Source organism: Pseudomonas brassicacearum subsp. brassicacearum, from assembly GCF_008801605.1.
GTDB classification, from domain to species: Bacteria; Pseudomonadota; Gammaproteobacteria; order Pseudomonadales; family Pseudomonadaceae; genus Aquipseudomonas; species Aquipseudomonas brassicacearum.
Genome location: NZ_VZPJ01000002.1, coordinates 211,369 through 231,785, shown reverse-complemented (window position 1 = coordinate 231,785; position 20,417 = coordinate 211,369). Strand labels below are relative to the sequence as shown.

Here is a 20,417-nt window from a genome sequence, read left to right as displayed (position 1 = left end):
GATTCCTGTGAAATTTCCGTTTTGAATTCTTCATGACAAGGCCTGCGCCGACCTCTTGACTTAAGCCTTGACCGAAATCTCTGGAAACGCTCATATTACGACCATAATTTTTCATCAGGCCAAGCGGGAGAACAACGATGAGCAACTACGACGTGATCATTCTGGGCGGCGGACCCGGCGGGTATAACGCGGCGATTCGGGCCGGGCAATTGGGCTTGAAAGCCGCCTGTGTCGAAGGCCGAGCCACCCTGGGCGGCACCTGCCTGAACGTCGGCTGCATGCCCTCCAAGGCCTTGCTGCATGCCTCTGAACTGTACGAAGCCGCCACGGGAACGGAATTCGCCAACCTGGGCATTGAAGTCAGCCCCACCCTCAACCTTGCGCAGATGATGAAGCAGAAGGACGAAAGCGTGGCCGGCCTGACCAAGGGCATCGAGTTTCTGTTTCGCAAGAACAAGGTCGACTGGATCAAAGGCTGGGGCCACATCGACGGGCCGGGCAAGGTGACCGTTACAGGCGACGATGGCACCAAGACCGAACTCAGCGCCAAGGACATCGTCATCGCCACCGGCTCGGAACCCACGCCCCTGCCAGGCGTGACCATCGATAACCAGCGTATCCTCGACTCCACCGGCGCCTTGTCCCTGAGTGAGGTGCCCCGACATCTGGTGGTGATCGGCGCCGGCGTCATCGGCCTCGAACTGGGTTCAGTCTGGCGGCGCCTGGGTGCCCAGGTGACCGTGGTCGAATACCTCGATCGCATCTGCCCGGGGGTAGATGGCGAGGCCGGCAAGACCCTGCAACGAGCCTTGGGCAAACAGGGCATCCAGTTCAAGTTGAGTTCGAAGGTCACCGGAGCCATTCCCTCGGCCAGCGGCGTGCAACTGCAGATCGAACCGGCGGCGGGCGGCGAAGCACAGACCCTGGACGCCGATTACGTGCTGGTCGCCATCGGTCGTCGGCCTTACACGCAAGGACTGGGGCTGGAGAACGTCGGACTGAGCCCTGATAAGCGCGGCATGCTCGCCAACCAGCATCACCGGACCGAAGCGCCCGGCGTCTGGGTCATCGGTGATGTGACGTCCGGACCGATGCTGGCCCACAAGGCCGAGGACGAAGCCATGGTCTGCATCGAACAGATCGCCGGCAAGGCCGCCGAGGTCAACTATGCGCTGATTCCCAGCGTCATCTACACCCGTCCGGAACTGGCCAGCGTCGGCAAGACCGAGGAACAGCTCAAGGCCGAAGGCCGTGCCTACAAGGTCGGCAAGTTCCCCTTCACCGCCAACAGCCGGGCCAAGATCAACCATGAGACCGAAGGGTTCGCCAAGGTCCTGGCCGATGAACGCACCGATGAGATCCTTGGCGTGCACCTGGTCGGCCCGAGCGTCAGTGAGATGATCAGTGAATACTGCGTGGCCATGGAGTTCAGCGCCTCAGCCGAGGACATCGCCCTGACCTGCCACCCACACCCTACCCGCTCGGAGGCGTTGCGCCAGGCGGCCATGAATGTGGAGGGGATGGCGACGCAGATGTAGGGGCACGCCCCATTGGCGATACCCCCCCCTGTGGGAGCGAGCTTGCTCGCGATGGGGCAATCACATACGCCTTTGTAGCGTCTGCTATGCCGTCATCGCGAGCAAGCTCGCTCCCACAATGGGTTATTCAGCTTAGGAGGCCGACATCCGCGCCTTGCGCCGGCGGCGGCTGATCAGCCCCAACGCCACCGCCACTACCAGCACCACACCGCCCATTTGCAGCCACCCCTTGTAAGGTCGCAACATCGAACGAATCGGGTCCAGGGCCTGGGTGACGTAGCGTTTATCGGCCTTGTTGAACTCTGGATAAGGGCACTGGTAACCAAAGCTCCATGCCCAATCCACATACGGGCCTTCCTTCACGTACCGTTGATACAACGCGCTCTGCTCTTCAAGGCTGGAGTTGTACCCCACCGCGTTACACAACACCGCCGCAAACGCCTGGCTGGTATGCGGCAAATGATCCGCCGCCTGACTCGCCAACGCCGTGGCAACAAACCGATAGTGATAACGCATGTCCGGCTGCGCCGCGCTGGCCTGCTGGCGTTGCACTTCGCCTTCGGCCACCAGCGGCCCAACCTTCAGTTCAACCGGTTCCAGGCTGTAGTTGCCTCCCAGGCTGGCGTAATCCGGCGCCATCTCATAGCCGAGCAACTCCATGCCCCATTTGCGCGCCATCCAGGACGCATTGAAATACGCCTCGGCCCGTCGGGTTGGCCACCATTTGGACTCCGCGTCCTGGCGCAATTGCCCATAGGCGCGGGCCTTGTTCTGCAAGTCTGCGTTATCGAAATAAGCCGGTGCCTCATCAAAGCGCCCTTCCCTCAGCAAGCGACGACCCAGCAGATTGCGCAGGCTCGCAGCCACGGGCAGCGGCACATAGTTGTCCCGATCCTCCTGGCTCAACGCCGGTGGCGCCGGGACTTGGGCGTCAACGTACTGCTTGAGCTCATCCACCGTCAGCACACGCTCGGCGACTGCGGCAGCGTCGTACCAATAGTTGCTCTGGCCGCGATAGAGCTGATCGAAGGCTTGCAGGTAATCGCCGCGCTGCAAGGCCAGGATCGCGCTTTCACCTTCGACCCGGCACTTGGGCTGCACCGACTCGAAGTTCCAATCCGGTGTCCGCCGGCCGCCCCATGACTCATCGTTCGGGAAAGCCTGGGCGGCCTTGGCATAAGCCGCCGCTGCGGCCACTTTGTCGCCGTCGCGCAAGGCCAGCTTGGCACGCACCCACCAGGCCAGGCCGGTGTCGGAAGCCTTCTGCACAAAAGCCTGGGCGCTGGCGTAATCGCCGTGCTGGTAACTCACCGCCGCCAAACGATCGGCATCGTCCAGGTTGTCCCGGGCGTTGGCTCGCAACAGTTCGAACAGCCGTTTATCGCCAGAGGGTTCTTCACCGTCCCACCAGCCGACGCGGCTGAGCAGGTAGGCAGTGACCAATCGCTGCACCGCCTTGGACTTGAGCAATTCGCTCAAGCGCTCATCCGGTTGGGCGCTCAAATCACCGGCCAATTGCAGCAACGAGCTGTAGCCCACCGGGGAGCCTTGCAGGTTCTGGATCGCATACAGGCCGATGGCACTGTCCCAATCGTCAGCGGTGTAGGCCACCCGGGCTTCTTCGCCAAGGCTGGCGATGCCCAGTTCCAGCGGATCGCTGAAGCCGGAAATGCTCAACTCGCGGGCCTGGCGAAACGCCGCTCGCGCCTGGTCCTGCAAAACCACAGGGTCGCCGCTGCCGGCCTCGGTGCTCACGGCGAACAAGGCCCGTCCGAGGGAGTACGCGGCCCAGGTGCTGCGCAACCGACGTTGGTCGGCCGGTAACGCCAGCAACTGCTGGAACGCTTCCACGGCGCGCTGATGCTCACCGACGTTGAAAGCCGCCGCACCAATCGCATACAGGCGCAGTTCATCAGGCAGGTTGGCCGCTTCGGCTGCCACCTGGTCGACATCGGTCAGGGCTCGCAGGCGCTCCACCACCGCTTGCTGCGGTGGGGTCAGGCCGATCTGCTCGGCCTGGTTGCGTTGCTCAACGTAGGAAGACGGGGCGTCATAGCTGTAGTCCGGGTTGCGCGTCGCCTCGGTGGCCGGCTTGAGCCCGGCAATCGCCTGGCCGAGGCGGCTGACCTCGAAGCGAAAGCTGCCTTCGGGCAATTCGGCCAGCGACTGGGCGCGGTTATCCAGCAGGCGCATCGGGAAATCCGGCCCGCAGGCCAGCGCCGGGCCCAGCGGCAGACAAAGGCTCAGACACAGTAGGTGACGAGGCCACTTACGGGTAAACATTGAAACCTCCTTGGTCAATTTTCGTACAGCGCGCCCAGCCGATTGCCCGTTGGCTGCCAGCAGCCAAGCGGCCTTCCTGAATGCGGGTGAAGGTAAGCAGTCCGGGGGTTTGTTGCAACGTATAACCGGCCAAGGCATCGACGCCGTCACACGCGCCAACAGCCAGCGTCAGGCGCTGGGGCCAGGGGCTGTCGAGATTGCCCTGGTTAACCAGGCGGATATCGTACAAACCACCCTGCTCCTCCCACTGCAACGCCAGCCGACTGTCCAGGTTGTCCCCCCGGGCGACGGCACCGAGCGTGGTCAGGCTCCACGCCCGTCGGTCGCCGGCCAGCGGCAGGCGAAACCAGATCAGCCCAGCGAGATGTTTCGGCGGATCGGCACGCAAATCTACCGCAAGCCCGGCCACTTGTTGCGGATCGGCCAGCAATTCCCGCCGCTCGCCAGCGCGATCGATCGGCACTTCGCTTTCCACCACAGGAGCGCCATTTTCCTGGGTCAGCAGCGCGACACCGTAGGCCGGCAGGGCCAGATAAAACGGCTTCTTGGTGACCTCGTTCCAGCGTTGTGCCCAGCGCCGGGCCTGTTTCGGATCGAACAATCCCTGCCGTGGATCGCTCACCGCGTGGACCTGCAGCACGCTGCTGTCCGCCGTTTCCAACAATCCCGGCAAGGCAGGGCTGTCGAGCCAGGCCGGTAGCGCGGTAATACTCAGCCGCACGTTGGCCGGCAGGACTTGCCGAAGTTGGCCGAGGAATTTTCCATAGGCCGGCAACCGTGCGTTGCCGGCATCGTGGTCGATTTCTACCCCCACCGGGATCAGGCCTTGGGCTTGCCAATCGCCCAGCACCTGCTGGATCTGGGCGATCACCTCATCCTGGTCCAGGGTCTTGAGCTGGCCGTCCAGGCGAATCACGGCGATCAGCGGGCGGCCGTCAGCCTTGAGCAGGGCCGGATCGATCCGCGCACGGCTCCAGCCCGCCCCGGGAAAAGCCTGCAACGCCAGCACCCGCAGGCTGGAGAAATCGCCACGGCTCTGGCGCAGCGCCGGCTCGTGGGCCTTGGTCCATTGGCGCTGCCAGATATACAGCTGTTGATCGAGAGCCGGAGCCGGGGGTTGTTCGCAGCCCCCCAAAAGCAACACGGCGAGGGCCAAAGAGAGCCGGAAAAAAACAGTCATGAAGCCTTAACCACCCATCAAAGGCCAGCAGATTACCGCCACTCGGGTCGAAGCGAAAATGGTGCAGAGGAGATTTGATCCTGCTGTGGGAGCAAAGCTTGCTCGCGAAGCAGGCACCTCGATTCCCGGAGGACCGCGTCGCATTTATCGCGGGCAAGCCTTGCTCCCACAGAGGGCATCACTCAGGCTTGCGCGCAATAATCACCTGACTCTTGGCCACCACCGCATCCAGCGCCTGCTTGATCTGCGCGCCGCGCGGCGAATTCAGCACGGCTTGCCAGGTGTCGGCCCAATGATTGAGCAACGGGTGGTCGGCGTTGCTGAAATCGACCTTGGCCTCCCAGAACAACAGCATCCACATCGACCAGTAGAAACCGTATTGGCTGTGGCTCAACACCGTAAGCCCCGCCTCGCTGACCATCGCCTTGAACTGCTCTTCGCTGATGATGCGAATGTGGTTGGGCTTGCGGAAGTACTCCGGCGCGGCGATGTCCTTTTGCAGGTCTTCGGAGCTGGGATGCGGCACGCTCAACAGGTACAGCGCACCGGGCTGGCCGACCCGTACCAGTTCGGCAAGGAACTGCGCCGGGTCGTCGACATGTTCGATGACTTCCGTGGACACCACTCGCGTGGCCGTGGCGTCGGCAATGGGCAGCGGGTTGCAGTCGGTCACGTGGCACTCGACGCCGCGCGCGGGGGTGTCGCTCAAGCGCTGGCGAGTGGCCTCGACCTTGGCCGCGTCGATGTCGGCGATGATGATCTTCGCCCCGCGCATCGCACAAAAATGCACGTTGCCGCCATCGCCGCACCCCACGTCCAGCAGCGTGTCCTCAGGGGTCACCGGGAAACCGGTGAACAGTTCGCCGGTTTGCTGGTTGAACCAGCCGCTGAGCATCGCATCGTGCAGCCCGAGCATATACGGGTCGACCTTGTCGGCGACCGGCTCAGCGGGCGCGGGCGTGCCCGTGGTGAGTTTCTTCAAAAGGCTCAGCATGACGGGGCTCCAGAGACAGGAAGGACGGTTCGGGCGGCGGCCAGGCGCTCAACCAGTTGAGCGCCACGATTGCGCATGGGCATTTCGACCCAGCGGTAGTTGAGTTCGCTCAACAGTCCGATCAGCGACAAGGCACAGGCCAGGGCCAGCCAGGGATGGCTTGCCGGATCCGGCGAGCCCAAGGGTGCGAAACGAAACCACAACTCGCGCAACAGGAAAAACACCGGGATGTGGATCAGGTAGATCCCATAGGAACGACTGCCCACCCAGGTCAGCGCCGTTTTAAAACGGCTGCGGGGCAACAGGTAATCCCGATCATAGGAGGCCACCCAGACCAGCACGGCACTGAGCACTGCAATGACCCCGAGGCGGTAGAACGACAAATTGAAGTGCTCGGTCGCGATCCAGGCCATCACGCTGCCCAGGCCCAGCACCAACAGCATCCCCAAGGGCGGGTGGCGCAACCACGTGGGCTCGAAGCGCCAGTAGCTGGGTCGCAGGCTCCAGATCGACAGCAACACACCCAGCGCCAGGGCATCGGTACGGATCACCGACAGCCACAGCGCCCGCCAGGTGAAAAACTGCACCAGCACCACCGCCAACAGCACCCACACCAGATAGCGGCGCGAGACAAACACCAGCAACGGCAGGATCAAATAGAACTGCTCCTCCAGGGAAAGCGTCCAGTACACGAAACTTGCGCCGTATTCATAGTGCATGAACGCATCGGCAAAACGCAGGTTGGCGAACTGCAGGAAACCGGCCAGGGTCGCCTGCAGGTTGGCCTGCACGCTGCCGAACGCGCCGGAACGGTTCAGGAAGAACACCGCGAACAGCACCAGCAGCAGCCAGAGCCAGGCCGACGGCAACAGGCGAAACGCCCGGCGAATCCAGAAATCCCGGGTGACGATCCAGAATTGCCGAGGGCTGTCGCAGCGACGCAATTGCGGGATCAGGCTGCGTCCGATGACGAACCCGGATATCGCGAAGAACAGATCCACGCCCCACCACAGTTGGAAGCTGTCGGCCAAGGCGGCCAGGCCCGGCCATCCGCCAGGAAACGGCATGCCTTGCAGGTGATGGAACAACACGCCCATCACCGCAACGGCGCGCAGCAACTCGATGTCCATGATCCGCTTGCTGCTCATGAAGTGCTCCCGGAGAAAGGATCGGGTTTACGCGCGATGATGACCTGGCTCTTGGGCATGAACCGGTCGAGCACCTGCTTGATCGCCAAACCGTCAGGTTGCATCAGCAAGTCCTGCCAGAGGCTCGCCCAGCGCTCCATCAACGCTGGATACGGCGCCTGGATACGGTCACGCACCGCACCTTCGAGGTCCCGGCCAGCCGCCTGTTCGCTGGCCCAGAAGAAAATCATGCCCATGACCCAGAAAAATCCGCTGGCCTGGCGATGCTCGATTACCAGCCCGGCCTCCTCCACCAGCGCGGCAAATCGTTCGGCACTGAAAATCTGCACATGGTTGGGCGCTTGAAAGTAGCCCGGCGGCGCGATGCCTTGTTGCAAATGCTCGCCCACCGATGCCGGTACGCTGAGCAAGTACTGCGCCCCTGGCCGGCCCATGCGCACCAGTTCAGCCATGAACGGCTCCGGCTCATGGATATGCTCGAGCACCTCCATGCAGACGATCTTGTTCGCACAGCCATCGGCCAGGGGCAGCGGCAGGCTGTTGCTGACCAGGCCCAGGAAAGGCGCACCGGCCTGGGCCTCGACCTGGCGGGCCAGGTCGCGCACCTTGTCTTGTTCGCTGTCGGTAAAGATCACGGAGGCACCCTGGCGCATTGCAAACAGGGTCGCCACGCCTTCGCCGCAGCCGACATCCAGCAAGGTGTCGTCGGCAGTGATGGCAAAGCCTTTGAGCAATTCGCCGGTTTCACTGCGAAACCAGCCGTCGAGCATCGCGTCGTAGAGGCCGGCATTCCGGGGCGAAACGGCGGTCGCCGGCGGTGGCGAAGGTTCCACCGCAGGCCTGAGCCCGGCCAGCCATCGGCGGATCACGACTCCTGCGCGTTCCGGCGCCGCTCAGGTATGGCTTCGAAGAAAACCCGCAAACGCTGCTCGGCGTTGGCCTGGCTGCAGAACTTCTCCAGGCTGCGCACGGCGTGGGCCGACATGCGGCGGTAACGCTCAGGGTCGTTTTTGGCCACGTCATAACTGGCGCGGTAGGCCGAACACAGCGAGTCCCAATCAGTGACATAACGCAGGGTCCGGTACGCGGCCCGGGGGTCGTGGGGCCAGGCGGTCAACTCCTCGGTCGACTCCACCACAAACGCATTGTCGTGGTCGATGTAGTCGGCCATCGCCGTGTTCAGCGGCGCAATCGCCGGGCGGCCGCAGGACATGAACTCCATCAACGGCAGGCACTGCCCTTCGCCATAGGAACTGTTGACCACATATCGGGTGGCTTCCACCAGCCGCTCGTAATCCGCGTCCGCCAGGTAGCCATGTATCAGCACGATGCGGCAGCGGTACGCCTGGTTCTTGTAGACGTGATGGAGCATGTCGGTGAGCGCGGCAGTGACGTCGTGATGCGTCAGCTTGAGCACTAGAGTCGCGTCGGAAACGTCGCGGAACGTCGCGCAAAATGCGCTGATCATGTCCTTCCAGTTCTTGCGGCCGTCATAAGGATTGAACACGGAGGTATAGATCACACCGTCCAGGAGCAACTCGCAATCCTGCGCCGGGCCGTCCAGCACCAGCGGCGTACCAGCCTGATGCGCCGGCGGACCATAAGGCCGCAGGTCGGTGGTGCGGCTGTCGATCAACAGGCCACGCAATTGCACGCGCATGTGATCCACTGTCGACCGCTGGGCCAGCACCGCGCCGCGCGCCGCAAAGCGGTCCCACACCGGCGCCGCGATGGCAGTGATGGGGAAGTCCTCTCCCATCACTTCACGAACGGTTTTAACGGTGAAGCTGGAGTGGGTAATCGCCATGCCGGTTGCGCCCAGGACCACTCGCCAGTCGTGCCGGGGTTCGCCCTGCCAGCTTTCGGTAGGAATGGTGCTGAACTCCCAGGCGAACACCGCAATTGTCGGGCAAGCGTAGTGGGCAGCGGTACGATGAGGGGGGGAGAACGACAGGAATACGCAATCCTCGCCACGTGCCAGGCAATCGGCGTAAAACTGATCGACCTCATCATCAGGCCGAGTCACTTCGACGACCCGTCCCAACCGCTCCAACACCGGGCGAAACTCCTTGAGCACGAAGTAATAGCTGTACTCGGGCTTGCCGAGGTTTTCCAGAATGTTGCTCTGGTTGGTTTCCGAATAAATGATGATCAACATGAGGCGGTACCTGCCTGGAGCACCAACGGCAGCCCTTCGTCACAACCGGGCACAGCCAGGAAATCCACCAGGCGCTGCTGCACCGGAGTGAACGCGCAATAGCGGCGCATCCGCTCGTTCGCGGCAACGGCCATGGCCTGGTAGGCCTGCGGCTGGTGCTTCGCCATGGCGTAGCTCTGCTGGTAGGCGAGTTTCAATGAGCCCCAGTCGGGCCGATGGCGCAGGGTGCGGTACAAGATGCGCGAGTCTTCCGGCCAGATGGTCGGTTCGCGGCTGGACTTGACGATGAAGGCCACCTCGTCGTCGATGTAGTCGCGCATCGCCGTGTGGTCCGGTGCGATGACCGGGCGGGCGCAGGACATGAACTCCATCAATGGCAGGCACAGGCCTTCGCAGCGGGACGCATTGACGTAGAAACTCGCCGCGCCATACAGCCGGGCGAATTGTTCGTCCCCCAGGTAACCGTGCATCACCACCACCCGGCAACTGAACGGCGACAGCTGGGACAGCAGCGTCAACAGCTCGACGTAGTAGGTCGACAGGTCGTTCTGAGTCATTTTCAGTACCAGCGTGGCGTCCTCGACGTCGCGCAGGGCCCAACAGAATGCGGTGATCAAATGATGCCAGTTCTTGCGACCGTCATCGGGGTTGAACACGCTGACGTACACCACCCCGCTGACGTCGGTCTCCACCACCTGGCTGGTGTCCGGCAGGACGGCCTGGGGATGTTCCGGTGAGGCGGGCTCTGGAATGGGTTCTGGAACAGGCTCTGGAGCGGTCTCGACGATCACCGGCGGCGGTGCCGGCCCCCTCAGGATCCTGCTGACCGCAACGCGTATCGGCACCGGTATCAAGTCGCGGACCGCTTCTCGATACCAGCACAACAGGCTGTGCTTGAACAGCCACACAGGGCCCTGCTCGGTCTTGCCGGTAAAGGCACGAATCATTTCACGCAGGTAATGGCGGGAAATGAATGCCCGCCGCCGCCAAGTCAGGGGTGGTGGCTCGATGACTGGCTCGATGATCGGCTCTGGTTCCGGTTCTGGCTCCGGCGCCTCTTCGAAGATCGGCGCGATCAAGCCGTCCGCCGAAAGCCCGAGGGGCCGGCTGTCGATGATGCAGCCCTTGATCTGCAAGGTCGTACCCGGGTTCACCGGCAAGCTTGGGTGTTGCTCACGAACCGCCGCGAAACGCTCCCACAGCGGCGTGGGCAATACCAACACCGGGAAGCCCTCGCCCAAAGTTCGACGGATCGCCTCGGCCGTGTGGCTGGACAGCGTAATCACCCGACCATGACGGGCCAGCGTGCGGCTCCAGTCATGGCGCAGGTCGTCGTCCCAGTGCTCGGCCGGGATCGAATCGAACTCCCAGGCCACCACGCAGACCATCGGACAAAGCAGGTCGAGCGGCGTCTTGTGCGGAGGTGAGAACGAAAGGAACAAGCAGTCCTGCCCGGCCGCCTGCAACGTTTGGTAAAGCGGATCGACCTCGGCGACCGACGACACCACATGCACCGGCCCCAGGCTTTCCAGTACGGGACGATAGGCCTTGAGCACGAAGTAATAGCTGTACTCAGGGCGGCCGAGGCTCTGGCTGATGGAGTGATCGTTTACGTCCGAGTAAAGAATGAAATTCATGGGATCCCATCATGGCGCCGCCATCCCGGCAGCCCCACTTCATGACGGTCGAGTCACGCATCGAGCCGGCCCGGGGCCGCCACGTGTCGTTCGTCTTGCTACCCGTCTCGTTCTTGTTTTTTTGTGGTCCGGCCCCAGCGATCCGACTTGAAGATCAGCACCAGGAGCAACGTGACGAGGGGCATTCTAAACACATCCACCAAGGGTTCGTGAACCGCTCGGCGAGAATAAACCCGCTATAAATATGAGAACTGACCGGTCACGGTTTGCGCTGTTGAAATTGCGTCGAAATTGGCACAGATTGGCAACCAAACAACTACAACAAACGCTTCTCCAGGCTGATCGTTGAGTGATTTTTCCCCGATCTTACGGAAATTTCCCACTCGGTTCGCACTAGACGAAGCAACCGTCGAAGGAGGCTGGTGCTTGAAAAAACGTCTGTTCGTTACGGGCCTCAGCGGTTTCGTTGGACGTCACCTCAAATCTCGACTGAACGGTCATGATTTGGCGTGGCAGGTGATGCCTGTCGCTGCCCGCTACGACCTGATGGATGCCAAGACCCTGGAAGGCCTCTGGCCCGAGATTCCCGACGCCGTGATCCACCTGGCGGGCCAGACGTTTGTTCCTGAAGCCTTCCGCGATCCGGCGCGCACCCTGCACATCAACCTGCTGGGCACCTTGAACCTGCTCCAGGCCCTCAAGACCCGGGGTTTCACCGGGACGTTCCTGTACGTCAGCTCCGGTGATGTCTATGGTCAAGTCAGCGAAGACCACCTGCCGATTACCGAACTGCAACTGCCCTCCCCGCGCAACCCGTATGCCGTGAGCAAGCTGTCGGCCGAACTGCTGAGCCTGCAATGGGGCATGAGCGAAGGTTGGCCGGTGCTGGTGGCCCGCCCGTTCAATCACATCGGTCCCGGGCAGAAGGACAGCTTCGTCATTGCCAGCGCCGCCCGGCAAATCAGCCGGATCAAGCTGGGCCTGCAACCGGCTCGGCTGCAAGTGGGCGATATCGACGTAACCCGCGACTTCCTTGATGTCGGCGATGTGATTTCGGCCTACGTGGCCCTGCTGGACAAAGGCGCCCCGGGGCAGGTCTACAACATCTGCTCGGGCCGCGAGCAGAGCATTCGCAGCCTGATCGAACAACTGGGCGATATCGCCCAGATCGACGTGCAACTGATCCAGGACCCTGCGCGTCTTCGCCGCGCAGAACAGCGTCGCGTCTGTGGTAGCCCAGCCAAGCTACGACAGGCCACCGGATGGACGCCTGAAACAACAACACAACAATCCTTGCGGGCGATCCTGTCCGACTGGGAGATACGGGTACAACAAGAATGAAAAGTGCATTGATCACAGGGATCACCGGTCAAGACGGCGCGTATCTGGCCAAGTTGCTGCTCGACAAGGGTTACAAGGTCCACGGCCTGGTGGCACGACGAAGCAGCGACTCGCGCTGGCGGCTGCGAGAGATGGGCATCGAACAGGACATCGTTTACCTGGACGGTGACATGGCCGATGCCTGCTCGGTGCAACGGGCCGTGATCAAGTCGGCACCGGACGAGGTGTACAACCTGGCCGCGCAAAGTTTCGTCGCGGCCTCCTGGGACCAACCCGTGACCACCGGCATTGTCGATGGACTGGGGGTCACCCACCTGCTCGAAGCCATTCGCCAGTTCAGCGTGCATACGCGCTTCTACCAGGCGTCCACCAGCGAAATGTTCGGCCTGATCCAGGCCGAACAGCAGGACGAGCACACCCCGTTTTACCCACGCAGCCCCTATGGCGTGGCGAAACTGTACGGTCACTGGATCACCGTCAACTACCGGGAAAGCTTCGGCCTGCATGCCAGCAGCGGCATCCTGTTCAACCACGAGTCACCGCTGCGTGGCATCGAGTTCGTCACCCGCAAGGTCACCGACGCTGCAGCACGCATCAAGCAGGGCAAGCAGCAGGAGTTGCGCCTGGGCAATATCGACGCCAAGCGCGACTGGGGCTTTGCCGGCGATTACGTCGAGGCCATGTGGCTGATGTTGCAACAGGACACTCCCGACGATTACGTAGTGGCCACGGGCGTCACCACCACTGTGCGCGAGATGTGCAGGATTGCCTTCGAACACGTGGGCCTGGACTACCGTGACTTCGTCAAGATCGACCCGGCGTTTTTCCGCCCGGCCGAAGTCGAAGTGCTACTCGGCAACCCGGCCAAGGCACAACGCGTCCTGGGCTGGAAGCCCAGGACCGACCTCGACACCCTGATCCGCATGATGATGGATGCGGACATGAAACGCGTCGCCAAGGAGTAGGCCATGCTCATTCCCGTGATTCTTTCCGGAGGGGCCGGGACGAGGTTGTGGCCGGTGTCCCGCGAGGGCCATCCCAAGCCCTTCATGCTCTTGCCCGACGGCCAGTCGCTGCTGGGCAAGACCTATCGACGTGCCGCGGGATTGTTCGACGGCCGGGGCGACATCGTCACCGTCACCAATCGCGAGTACTACTTCCAGAGCCGCGACCACTATCAAAGCGCCCACCTGGAGCGTCATCGCGGTCACTTCGTGCTCGAACCAACGGGCCGCAACACCGCGCCGGCCATTGCTACGGCCGCCCTTGCGGTGCAGGCCCTGCACGGTGACGATGCGATCCTGGTGGTCATGCCTGCCGATCACCTGATCCAGGATGAGGCAGCCTTCCAGACCTCCGTGGCGCACGCCGTGGAACTGGCCAAAAACGGCCACCTGGTGACCTTCGGTGTACTGCCCTCGGCGCCGGAAACCGGCTTCGGCTATATCGAACGGGGCAAGCCCCTGGATACCAAGGGCGCGGCCAAGGTCGTGCGCTTCGTCGAAAAACCCGACCTGCAGACCGCCACGCAATATCTGGAAAGCGGCCGTTTCCTGTGGAACTCGGGGATGTTCTGCTTCTCGGTCAAGACCCTGCTGACGGAGCTGCAAGCCCATGCCCCCGAGCTGTTGGAACAGGCGCGAACCTGTGTCACGGCCAGCACGGCGGTGGAAACCTCAGGGTGTGTGCAGCAGGAATTGTCCGCAGCGCATTTCGCCGAAATGCCGGACATCTCCATCGACTACGCCTTGATGGAACGCTCCGCCAACGTCGTGGTGATCCCGGCCGCCTTCGATTGGAGCGATATCGGCTCCTGGAGCGCCGTCGCCAGCCTGGTGCCCGCCGACGGGCAAAACAACCGCACCACCGGCGACGCCCTGTTTATCGACAGCCAGAACAACTTCGTCCAGAGCGACGGCCGCCTGGTGGCCGCCCTGGGCGTGGAAAACCTGATCGTCATCGATACCGCCGACGCCGTGCTGGTGGCCCATGCCGACCGTGCCCAGGATGTGCGCCGCGTTGCCCGGCAACTCAAGGACAAGGACCACGAAGCCTATCGCCTGCACCGCACGGTCAGCCGTCCATGGGGCAGTTATACCGTGCTCGAAGAGGGCCCACGCTTCAAGATCAAGCGCATCGTGGTCAAGCCTGGCGCGTCGCTGTCGCTGCAAATGCACCACCATCGCAACGAACACTGGGTGGTGGTCGAAGGCATGGCCAAGGTCACCAACAACGGCTCGGGTTCGCACCTGGTCGCCAAGAACGAATCGACTTTCATCCCCGCCGGCCACAAGCATCGCCTGGAGAATCCCGGCGTGATCGACCTGGTCATCATCGAGGTCCAGAGCGGCGAATACCTGGGGGAAGACGACATCGTCCGCTTCGAAGATCACTATGGCAGGGCCGTCTGATGCTGCTGGCCTTGCAACGCACATTGTGGAGCTATCGCGGCTTCGTCCTTGGCAGCGTCAAGCGCGAGTTCCAGGCGCGGTATCGCAACTCGTTGTTCGGCGCGTTGTGGACGGTGCTCAACCCGTTGTCGATGATCCTCGTCTACACAGTAATTTTTTCCCACATCATGCGTGCCCGCCTGCCCGGGGTGGAAGACGGCATGGCCTACAGCGTCTACCTCTGCGCCGGGCTGCTGACCTGGGGGTTGTTCGCGGAAATCACCACCCGCAGCCAGGGCATGTTCCTGGAAAACGCCAACCTGCTGAAAAAGATCAGCTTCCCCCGGATCTGCCTGCCGGTGATCGTGCTGTTCAACGCCGGAATCAACTTCGCAATCATCCTCGGGCTGTTTCTCGGTTTCCTGTTGATCACCGGGCGCTGGCCGGGCATTACCTTGCTGGCCTTGGTACCGCTGCTGGCCCTGCAAGTGATGTTCGCCGCGGGGTTGGGCATGCTGCTGGGGATCCTCAACGTGTTTTTCCGTGATGTCGGGCAGTTGTTCGGCATTTGCCTGCAATTCTGGTTCTGGCTCACGCCGATCGTTTACCCGATGACGATCCTGCCGCCGCCGATCCAGCAATTGCTCGCTTTCAATCCCATGACCGCCCTGATGCAGAGCTACCAGAACCTGTTTCTCTACAACCAATGGCCGGTCTGGAGCTCGCTGGTGCCGTTGCTGGTGGTCGGCCTGCTGTTATGCGCCTTGGGCTTGCGCATGTTTCGTCGACGCGGCGGTGAAATGGTGGACGAACTCTGATGGGACATTTGCGCGTCAGTGGCCTGGGCAAGGCCTACAAGCAGTATCCGAACCGCTGGAGCCGGCTGTTCGAATGGTTGATCCCCTTTTCCCGCCAGCGTCATCAGTTGCACTGGATCCTGCAAGGCGTGGATTTCGAGATCCAGCCCGGGGAAGCCGTCGGCATCGTCGGGGTCAACGGTGCCGGCAAAAGCACGTTGCTCAAGATGATCACCGGTACCACCCAACCCACCTGCGGCCACATCCAGTTGCAAGGTCGTGTCGCCGCACTGCTGGAACTGGGCATGGGCTTTCATCCAGACTTCACCGGCCGCCAGAACGCGTTCATGGCCGGACAGCTGCTAGGCATGCAGGTGGAAGAAATCGAAGCCTTGATGCCCGAGATCGAAGGGTTTGCTGAAATCGGCGAGGCCATTGACCAACCGGTACGCACCTATTCCAGCGGCATGCAGATGCGCCTGGCTTTCAGCGTCGCCACCGCCCGGCGTCCGGACATCCTGATCGTCGACGAGGCGCTGTCAGTGGGCGACGCCTACTTCCAGCACAAGAGCTTCGAGCGCATCCGCAGCTTCCGCAAGGCCGGAACCACGCTGCTGATCGTGTCCCACGATCGCTCGGCGATCCAGTCAATCTGCGACACCGCCATCCTGCTGGAGCACGGGCGCATGGCGATGCGCGGCAAGCCCGAAGAAGTGATGGATTATTACAACGCGATGCTGGCCCAGCGCGAAGGCCAGGTGGTCCGCCAGGAAATGCTCGCCAACGGCCAGGTGCGCACGATTTCCGGCACCGGCGAAGCCGGCATCATCGATGTACAACTGCTCAACAGTCAGGGGCAGCCGGTGGAAGTGGCCGAGATCGGCCAGCCGATGGTGTTGCAAGTGCGGGTTGAAATCCGCCAGGACATCGAGCGGCTGGTGCTGGGCTTTTTGATCAAGGACCGTCTTGGCCAGCCCATGTACGGCATCAATACCCATCGCCAGGACAAAGCTGTGACCGACCTCAAGGCCGGCGAACAGATCACCTTCCGCTTCAGCTTCGATATGCGCCTGGGCAAGGGCAATTACTCCGTCGCGCTCAGCCTGTCGCGGCTGGATTCGCACCTGGACCGTAATTTCGAATGGCGCGACTACGGGTTGGTGTTTCACGTCATCAATAATCGCCAGGAGGATTTCGTCGGCTGTTCCTGGCTCCAGGCCGAGACCTGCATCCGGCGTTCGAGCCAGCCTGTCGTCGAAGCGGTGCCGCAAAAGGAGTTGCCATGAGCCGTCTGTTGGTGGAATGCACCTATGTGTTCGAACACCCGGAAGTCAATTCCGGCATTCAGCGCGTCGTGCGCAATGTGATTCGCGAACTGCCGGCCAAGGATGGCGAACGTGAATGCATTCCAGTGGTCATGCTGCAGGGCAAGTTGTACGAGGCCAAGAGCCTGGCACCGCTGTCGACCAATAAACTGGATCTGGTCAGCCTACGGATCCGCTGGGAACAGATGGCCAACCTGTTCTGGTTCTGGCACAGGACGCTCGCACGGCAGTGGCCCTTCAGCCGATCATTGTGGGCCCGTCGCCTCCTGTACGTTGGCTGCCGACTGTTCGCCTTCGGCTTCTTGAGCATACCGATACGTTTGTTCGACCGTGCCCTCAAAGGCCAAGAGCTGCCGAAGCGTTGCGTACCGCTGGAGCATCGGGCCGGCGATCAACTGGTCTTGCTCGATTCATCCTGGCACTCGGATATCTTCCCCCTGGCCGAACAGCTCAAGCGCGATGGCGTCGGGATCATCTCGGTGGTCTACGACCTGATTCCCCTGTCTCATCCACAATTCTGCGACGCCGGGCTGGTCAAGGTGTTCAATCATTGGTTCGACTGGATTGCCCGCACCGCCGACGGCTACATCGCCATCTCCGCCACCATCCGTGACCAGCTGCGCCAGGAAATGGTCCGGCGCATTGGCGAGCAGCAGGTACAAGAACGCTGGTTCGACTATTTCCACCTGGGCAGCGAACTGGACCAGATAAACGCCGCCCACGCCGTCGATACGAAGTTGCTGCGGCTGTTCAAGCGCCCCGAGCCGGTGTTCCTGATGGTCAGCACCATCGAGCCGCGCAAAAACCACGCTTATCTGCTCGATGCATTCGATCGGGCCTGGGCTGCCGGCTCCCAGGCGCGGCTGTGCGTCGTCGGGAAGATCGGCTGGAAATGCGAGGCGTTGATCGAACGTATCGAGCGTCATCCACAACTCAACAGCCGCCTGTTCATGTTCAACAATCTCTCGGACCAAAGCCTGGAACACGCCTATCGCCACGCCACTGCGTTGGTGTTCCCGTCCTATGTGGAAGGCTTCGGCCTGCCCCTTGTGGAAGCCATGCAGCGCGGCTTGCCGGCGATGGGCAGCGACATTGAAGTGTTTCGGGAAATCGGCGGTGAGTTCATGGCCTACTTCGATCTCGACGATCCTCAAAGCCTGGCAAACCTGGTCATCGACATGGAGCATACCGGGGTATTCCCGGCCAAGCGCAACCTGGAACAATGGCAATGGCTGAGTTGGCACCAGGCCAGTGCGCAATTGGTGGAGCGGATCGAGGGCCACGTTAACGAAGTCATCGTCGACCGGGAAACAGCATGCGGATAGCCCTCAACGCACGCATCCTCCAGGCGCCACGTACCGGCATCGGCCAATACGTGTCGGAACTGGCCACTGCCCTGGTCCGGGAGCCTGATGTGCAGTTGTCGCTGTTCCACGGCTGGGGCTGGAACTCGCAGCTGCCACAAGCGCCCACGCCTGGCTATTCGAGATTCAGTCCCTTGTTGCGGCGGGTTCCGGGTGCCTATCAGGCGCGACGCTGGCTGGAACAGAAACGCTTTGACCAAGGCCGTCCCGAGGCCATCGACCTGTACCACGATCCCAGCCTGTGGCCGCTGGCCTTTGACGGCCCGACGGTGATGACCCTGCATGACCTGACACATGTGCGTTATCCCGAGACGCAACCGCCGGCACGCCTGAAAGAGATCGAGCGGCGGCTGGCCCGGGCGGTGGAGCAGGCGCAACTGATCATGACCGTTTCGCAGTTCATCGCCGACGAGGTGCAACAGCATTTCGGCCTCCCCACCGAGCGCCTGCGGGTCGCTCCGCTGGGCGTGGCGGCGCGTTTCCATCCGCGCGAACCCGCATCCATTGACGCCGTACTCAAGGCCCACGGCCTGGAGCACGGTCGTTACTTTCTATGTGTCGGCACCCTGGAGCCGCGCAAGAACCTGTCACTGGCCCTGCGTGCCCACGCCGGGCTTCCTGAATCCGTACGTCAGACCTTTCCTTTGTTCATCGTAGGAATGAGCGGATGGCAACAGGCGCAGCTCAATGATGAGTTGAAAGGCGCCCTGGCTGGCGGTCATGTTTGTCTGGCGGGTTACCTGCCTGACGAACAGGTCGCCCAACTGTTGGCGGGGGCACGGGCACTGATTTTCCCGTCCTACTACGAAGGCTTTGGCCTGCCGGTGCTTGAAGCCATGGCCAGTGGTACACCGGTGATTACCACCCGCTGCTCGGCGATGCCCGAGGTGGCGGGACCAGCCGGAAATTATTGCGAGCCGGACGATCCGCAAGGCATGCGAGAAGCCATGGGCCGGTTGATGGAAGATCCCCAGCACTGGCAAGCGTGTCGCGAAGCGGGGTTGCAACAAGCGGCGCTTTTTTCCTGGGAACGCTGTGCGAAGGTCACCGCCCAAGCGTATCGCCAGGTCTTGGGAGGTTGAATGCGAGTCCTGCACTTTTACAAAACCTATTTGCCAGACTCCATGGGCGGCATCGAACAGGTCATCTTCCAGCTGTGCGACAGCACTGACCGATTGGGTATCGATAACACCGTGTTGGCCCTGAGCAGGCAGCCGGCGCCCGAGCCGATCAAGATCCGACAGCATGTCGTTCATCAGGCGCGAATGGACTTCCAACTGGCGTCCACCGGCTTCTCCTACAGCGTGTTCAGGAAATTCCGTGAGCTGGCCGCCGAAGCGGACGTGATCAACTACCACTTCCCCTGGCCGTTCATGGACCTGGTGCATTTTTTCACCTGCGTGAAAAAACCCTACATCGTGACCTACCATTCGGACATCGTTCGCCAGCGGCACCTGCTCAAGCTCTATCGCCCCTTGATGCGGCGCTTTCTGGACGGCGCCGAGCGCATCGTCGCGGCGTCGCCGAACTATGTTCATACCAGCGATGTGCTCAAGCAATACCCCACCAAGACCCGGATCATCACCTACGGCCTGAACAAGACCAGTTATCCACAGCCTGACGCCGAGCGCATGGCGGGGTGGAAGGCAAAACTGGGCGAGCGTTTCTTTTTGTTCGTGGGGGTGATGCGGTACTACAAAGGCCTGCACATTCTGCTCGACGCCCTCAAAGGCGTGGATTACCCCGTGGTCATCGTGGGTGCCGGCCCGCTGGAAAAACAACTGCATGCCCAGGCGGCGGCATTGGGCCTGCGCAACCTGCATTTCCTCGGACGCCTGGGGGACGAAGACAAGGTCGCGCTGCTGGAACTGAGTTATGCCATCGTGTTCCCTTCGCACTTGCGCTCCGAAGCCTTCGGCATCTCGCTGCTCGAAGGCGCGATGTTCGGCAAACCGATGATCTCCAGCGAAATCGGCACCGGCACCAGCTACATCAATGTCCACGAAGAAACCGGCCTGGTGGTGCCACCGAGCAATCCCGAAGCTTTTCGCGAGGCGATGCGCACCCTGTGGGAAAACCCGGCACAAGCCCAGGCAATGGGCGCCAGAGCCGAAGCCCGTTACCGACAGTTGTTCACGTCTGAAGAGATGGGCCGCAAGTGGGTGCGGCTATACGAGGAACTGCTGGAGGAAAAGGCGCTTTCCTACGCATAGGTCTACTGGAACGATGCAATTGCTGTGGTGAGGGACCTGTCTCTGTCAT

Annotated in this window: 16 protein-coding genes; 9 read left to right on the top strand and 7 right to left on the bottom strand. The window is 61.9% G+C overall.

The features are described 5' to 3' along the window. Positions 1-137 precede the first annotated feature (137 nt). The gene (lpdA, locus tag F7R20_RS06855) at positions 138-1,538 is read left to right on the top strand and encodes a dihydrolipoyl dehydrogenase (protein WP_003207032.1); all 1,401 of its coding nucleotides are present in this window, start codon (positions 138-140) and stop codon (positions 1,536-1,538) included. Between the two features lie 132 nt (positions 1,539-1,670). On the opposite strand, the gene F7R20_RS06850 is transcribed toward lpdA, so the two are convergent. From F7R20_RS06850 to F7R20_RS06820, 7 genes are all read right to left on the bottom strand, one after another. Then, positions 1,671-3,821 carry a tetratricopeptide repeat protein gene (locus F7R20_RS06850; RefSeq protein WP_003207034.1) on the bottom strand — a complete coding sequence of 717 codons (2,151 nt, stop codon included), beginning with the start codon at positions 3,819-3,821 and terminating at the stop codon, positions 1,671-1,673. Next, positions 3,808-5,001 (bottom strand): DUF3142 domain-containing protein, encoded by a 1,194-nt coding sequence (locus F7R20_RS06845; RefSeq protein ID WP_003207036.1) that lies wholly within the window; start codon positions 4,999-5,001, stop codon positions 3,808-3,810. Before F7R20_RS06845 ends, F7R20_RS06850 begins: the two co-directional genes overlap by 14 nt. Positions 5,002-5,179: 178 nt before the next feature. Further along, a complete protein-coding gene (locus tag F7R20_RS06840; RefSeq protein ID WP_003207038.1) occupies positions 5,180-5,995 on the bottom strand; it encodes a class I SAM-dependent methyltransferase in 816 nt (271 codons plus the stop codon). Further along, positions 5,989-7,143, bottom strand: coding sequence for an acyltransferase family protein (locus F7R20_RS06835; protein ID WP_003207041.1), 1,155 nt, complete (start codon positions 7,141-7,143; stop codon positions 5,989-5,991). Before F7R20_RS06835 ends, F7R20_RS06840 begins: the two co-directional genes overlap by 7 nt. Next, the gene (locus tag F7R20_RS06830) at positions 7,140-8,012 is read right to left on the bottom strand and encodes a class I SAM-dependent methyltransferase (protein ID WP_003207043.1); all 873 of its coding nucleotides are present in this window, start codon (positions 8,010-8,012) and stop codon (positions 7,140-7,142) included. The genes F7R20_RS06835 and F7R20_RS06830 overlap by 4 nt, the downstream gene beginning before the upstream one ends. Continuing rightward, complete coding sequence (locus F7R20_RS06825; protein ID WP_003207044.1) at positions 8,009-9,301, bottom strand: glycosyltransferase; 1,293 nt, start codon at positions 9,299-9,301, stop codon at positions 8,009-8,011. The genes F7R20_RS06830 and F7R20_RS06825 overlap by 4 nt, the downstream gene beginning before the upstream one ends. Next, positions 9,295-10,938, bottom strand: a complete 1,644-nt coding sequence (locus tag F7R20_RS06820) for a glycosyltransferase (RefSeq protein WP_003207045.1) — start codon at positions 10,936-10,938, stop codon at positions 9,295-9,297. Before F7R20_RS06820 ends, F7R20_RS06825 begins: the two co-directional genes overlap by 7 nt. 426 nt (positions 10,939-11,364) lie before the next feature. Here F7R20_RS06820 and F7R20_RS06815 point away from each other — a divergent pair, with 426 nt between their 5' ends. From F7R20_RS06815 to F7R20_RS06780, 8 genes are read left to right on the top strand one after another with little or no spacing between them, the layout of a single operon-like run. Next, positions 11,365-12,279 (top strand): GDP-mannose 4,6-dehydratase, encoded by a 915-nt coding sequence (locus tag F7R20_RS06815; protein ID WP_003207046.1) that lies wholly within the window; start codon positions 11,365-11,367, stop codon positions 12,277-12,279. Further along, on the top strand, positions 12,276-13,244 hold the full coding sequence (gene gmd / locus F7R20_RS06810; protein ID WP_003207047.1) for a GDP-mannose 4,6-dehydratase: 969 nt from the start codon (positions 12,276-12,278) through the stop codon (positions 13,242-13,244). The genes F7R20_RS06815 and gmd overlap by 4 nt, the downstream gene beginning before the upstream one ends. A 3-nt stretch (positions 13,245-13,247) precedes the next feature. Then, positions 13,248-14,690: a mannose-1-phosphate guanylyltransferase/mannose-6-phosphate isomerase gene (locus F7R20_RS06805; RefSeq protein ID WP_003207048.1), complete on the top strand. Its 1,443-nt coding sequence runs from the start codon at positions 13,248-13,250 to the stop codon at positions 14,688-14,690. Beyond that, the gene (locus F7R20_RS06800) at positions 14,690-15,487 is read left to right on the top strand and encodes an ABC transporter permease (protein WP_003207049.1); all 798 of its coding nucleotides are present in this window, start codon (positions 14,690-14,692) and stop codon (positions 15,485-15,487) included. Before F7R20_RS06805 ends, F7R20_RS06800 begins: the two co-directional genes overlap by 1 nt. Continuing rightward, positions 15,487-16,752, top strand: a complete 1,266-nt coding sequence (locus F7R20_RS06795) for an ABC transporter ATP-binding protein (RefSeq protein WP_003207050.1) — start codon at positions 15,487-15,489, stop codon at positions 16,750-16,752. The genes F7R20_RS06800 and F7R20_RS06795 overlap by 1 nt, the downstream gene beginning before the upstream one ends. After that, the gene (locus tag F7R20_RS06790; protein ID WP_003207051.1) at positions 16,749-18,116 is read left to right on the top strand and encodes a glycosyltransferase family 4 protein; all 1,368 of its coding nucleotides are present in this window, start codon (positions 16,749-16,751) and stop codon (positions 18,114-18,116) included. The genes F7R20_RS06795 and F7R20_RS06790 overlap by 4 nt, the downstream gene beginning before the upstream one ends. Further along, the gene (locus F7R20_RS06785; protein ID WP_003207052.1) at positions 18,107-19,237 is read left to right on the top strand and encodes a glycosyltransferase family 4 protein; all 1,131 of its coding nucleotides are present in this window, start codon (positions 18,107-18,109) and stop codon (positions 19,235-19,237) included. The genes F7R20_RS06790 and F7R20_RS06785 overlap by 10 nt, the downstream gene beginning before the upstream one ends. Continuing rightward, complete coding sequence (locus F7R20_RS06780) at positions 19,238-20,368, top strand: glycosyltransferase family 4 protein (protein ID WP_003207053.1); 1,131 nt, start codon at positions 19,238-19,240, stop codon at positions 20,366-20,368. Positions 20,369-20,417: the final 49 nt, after the last annotated feature.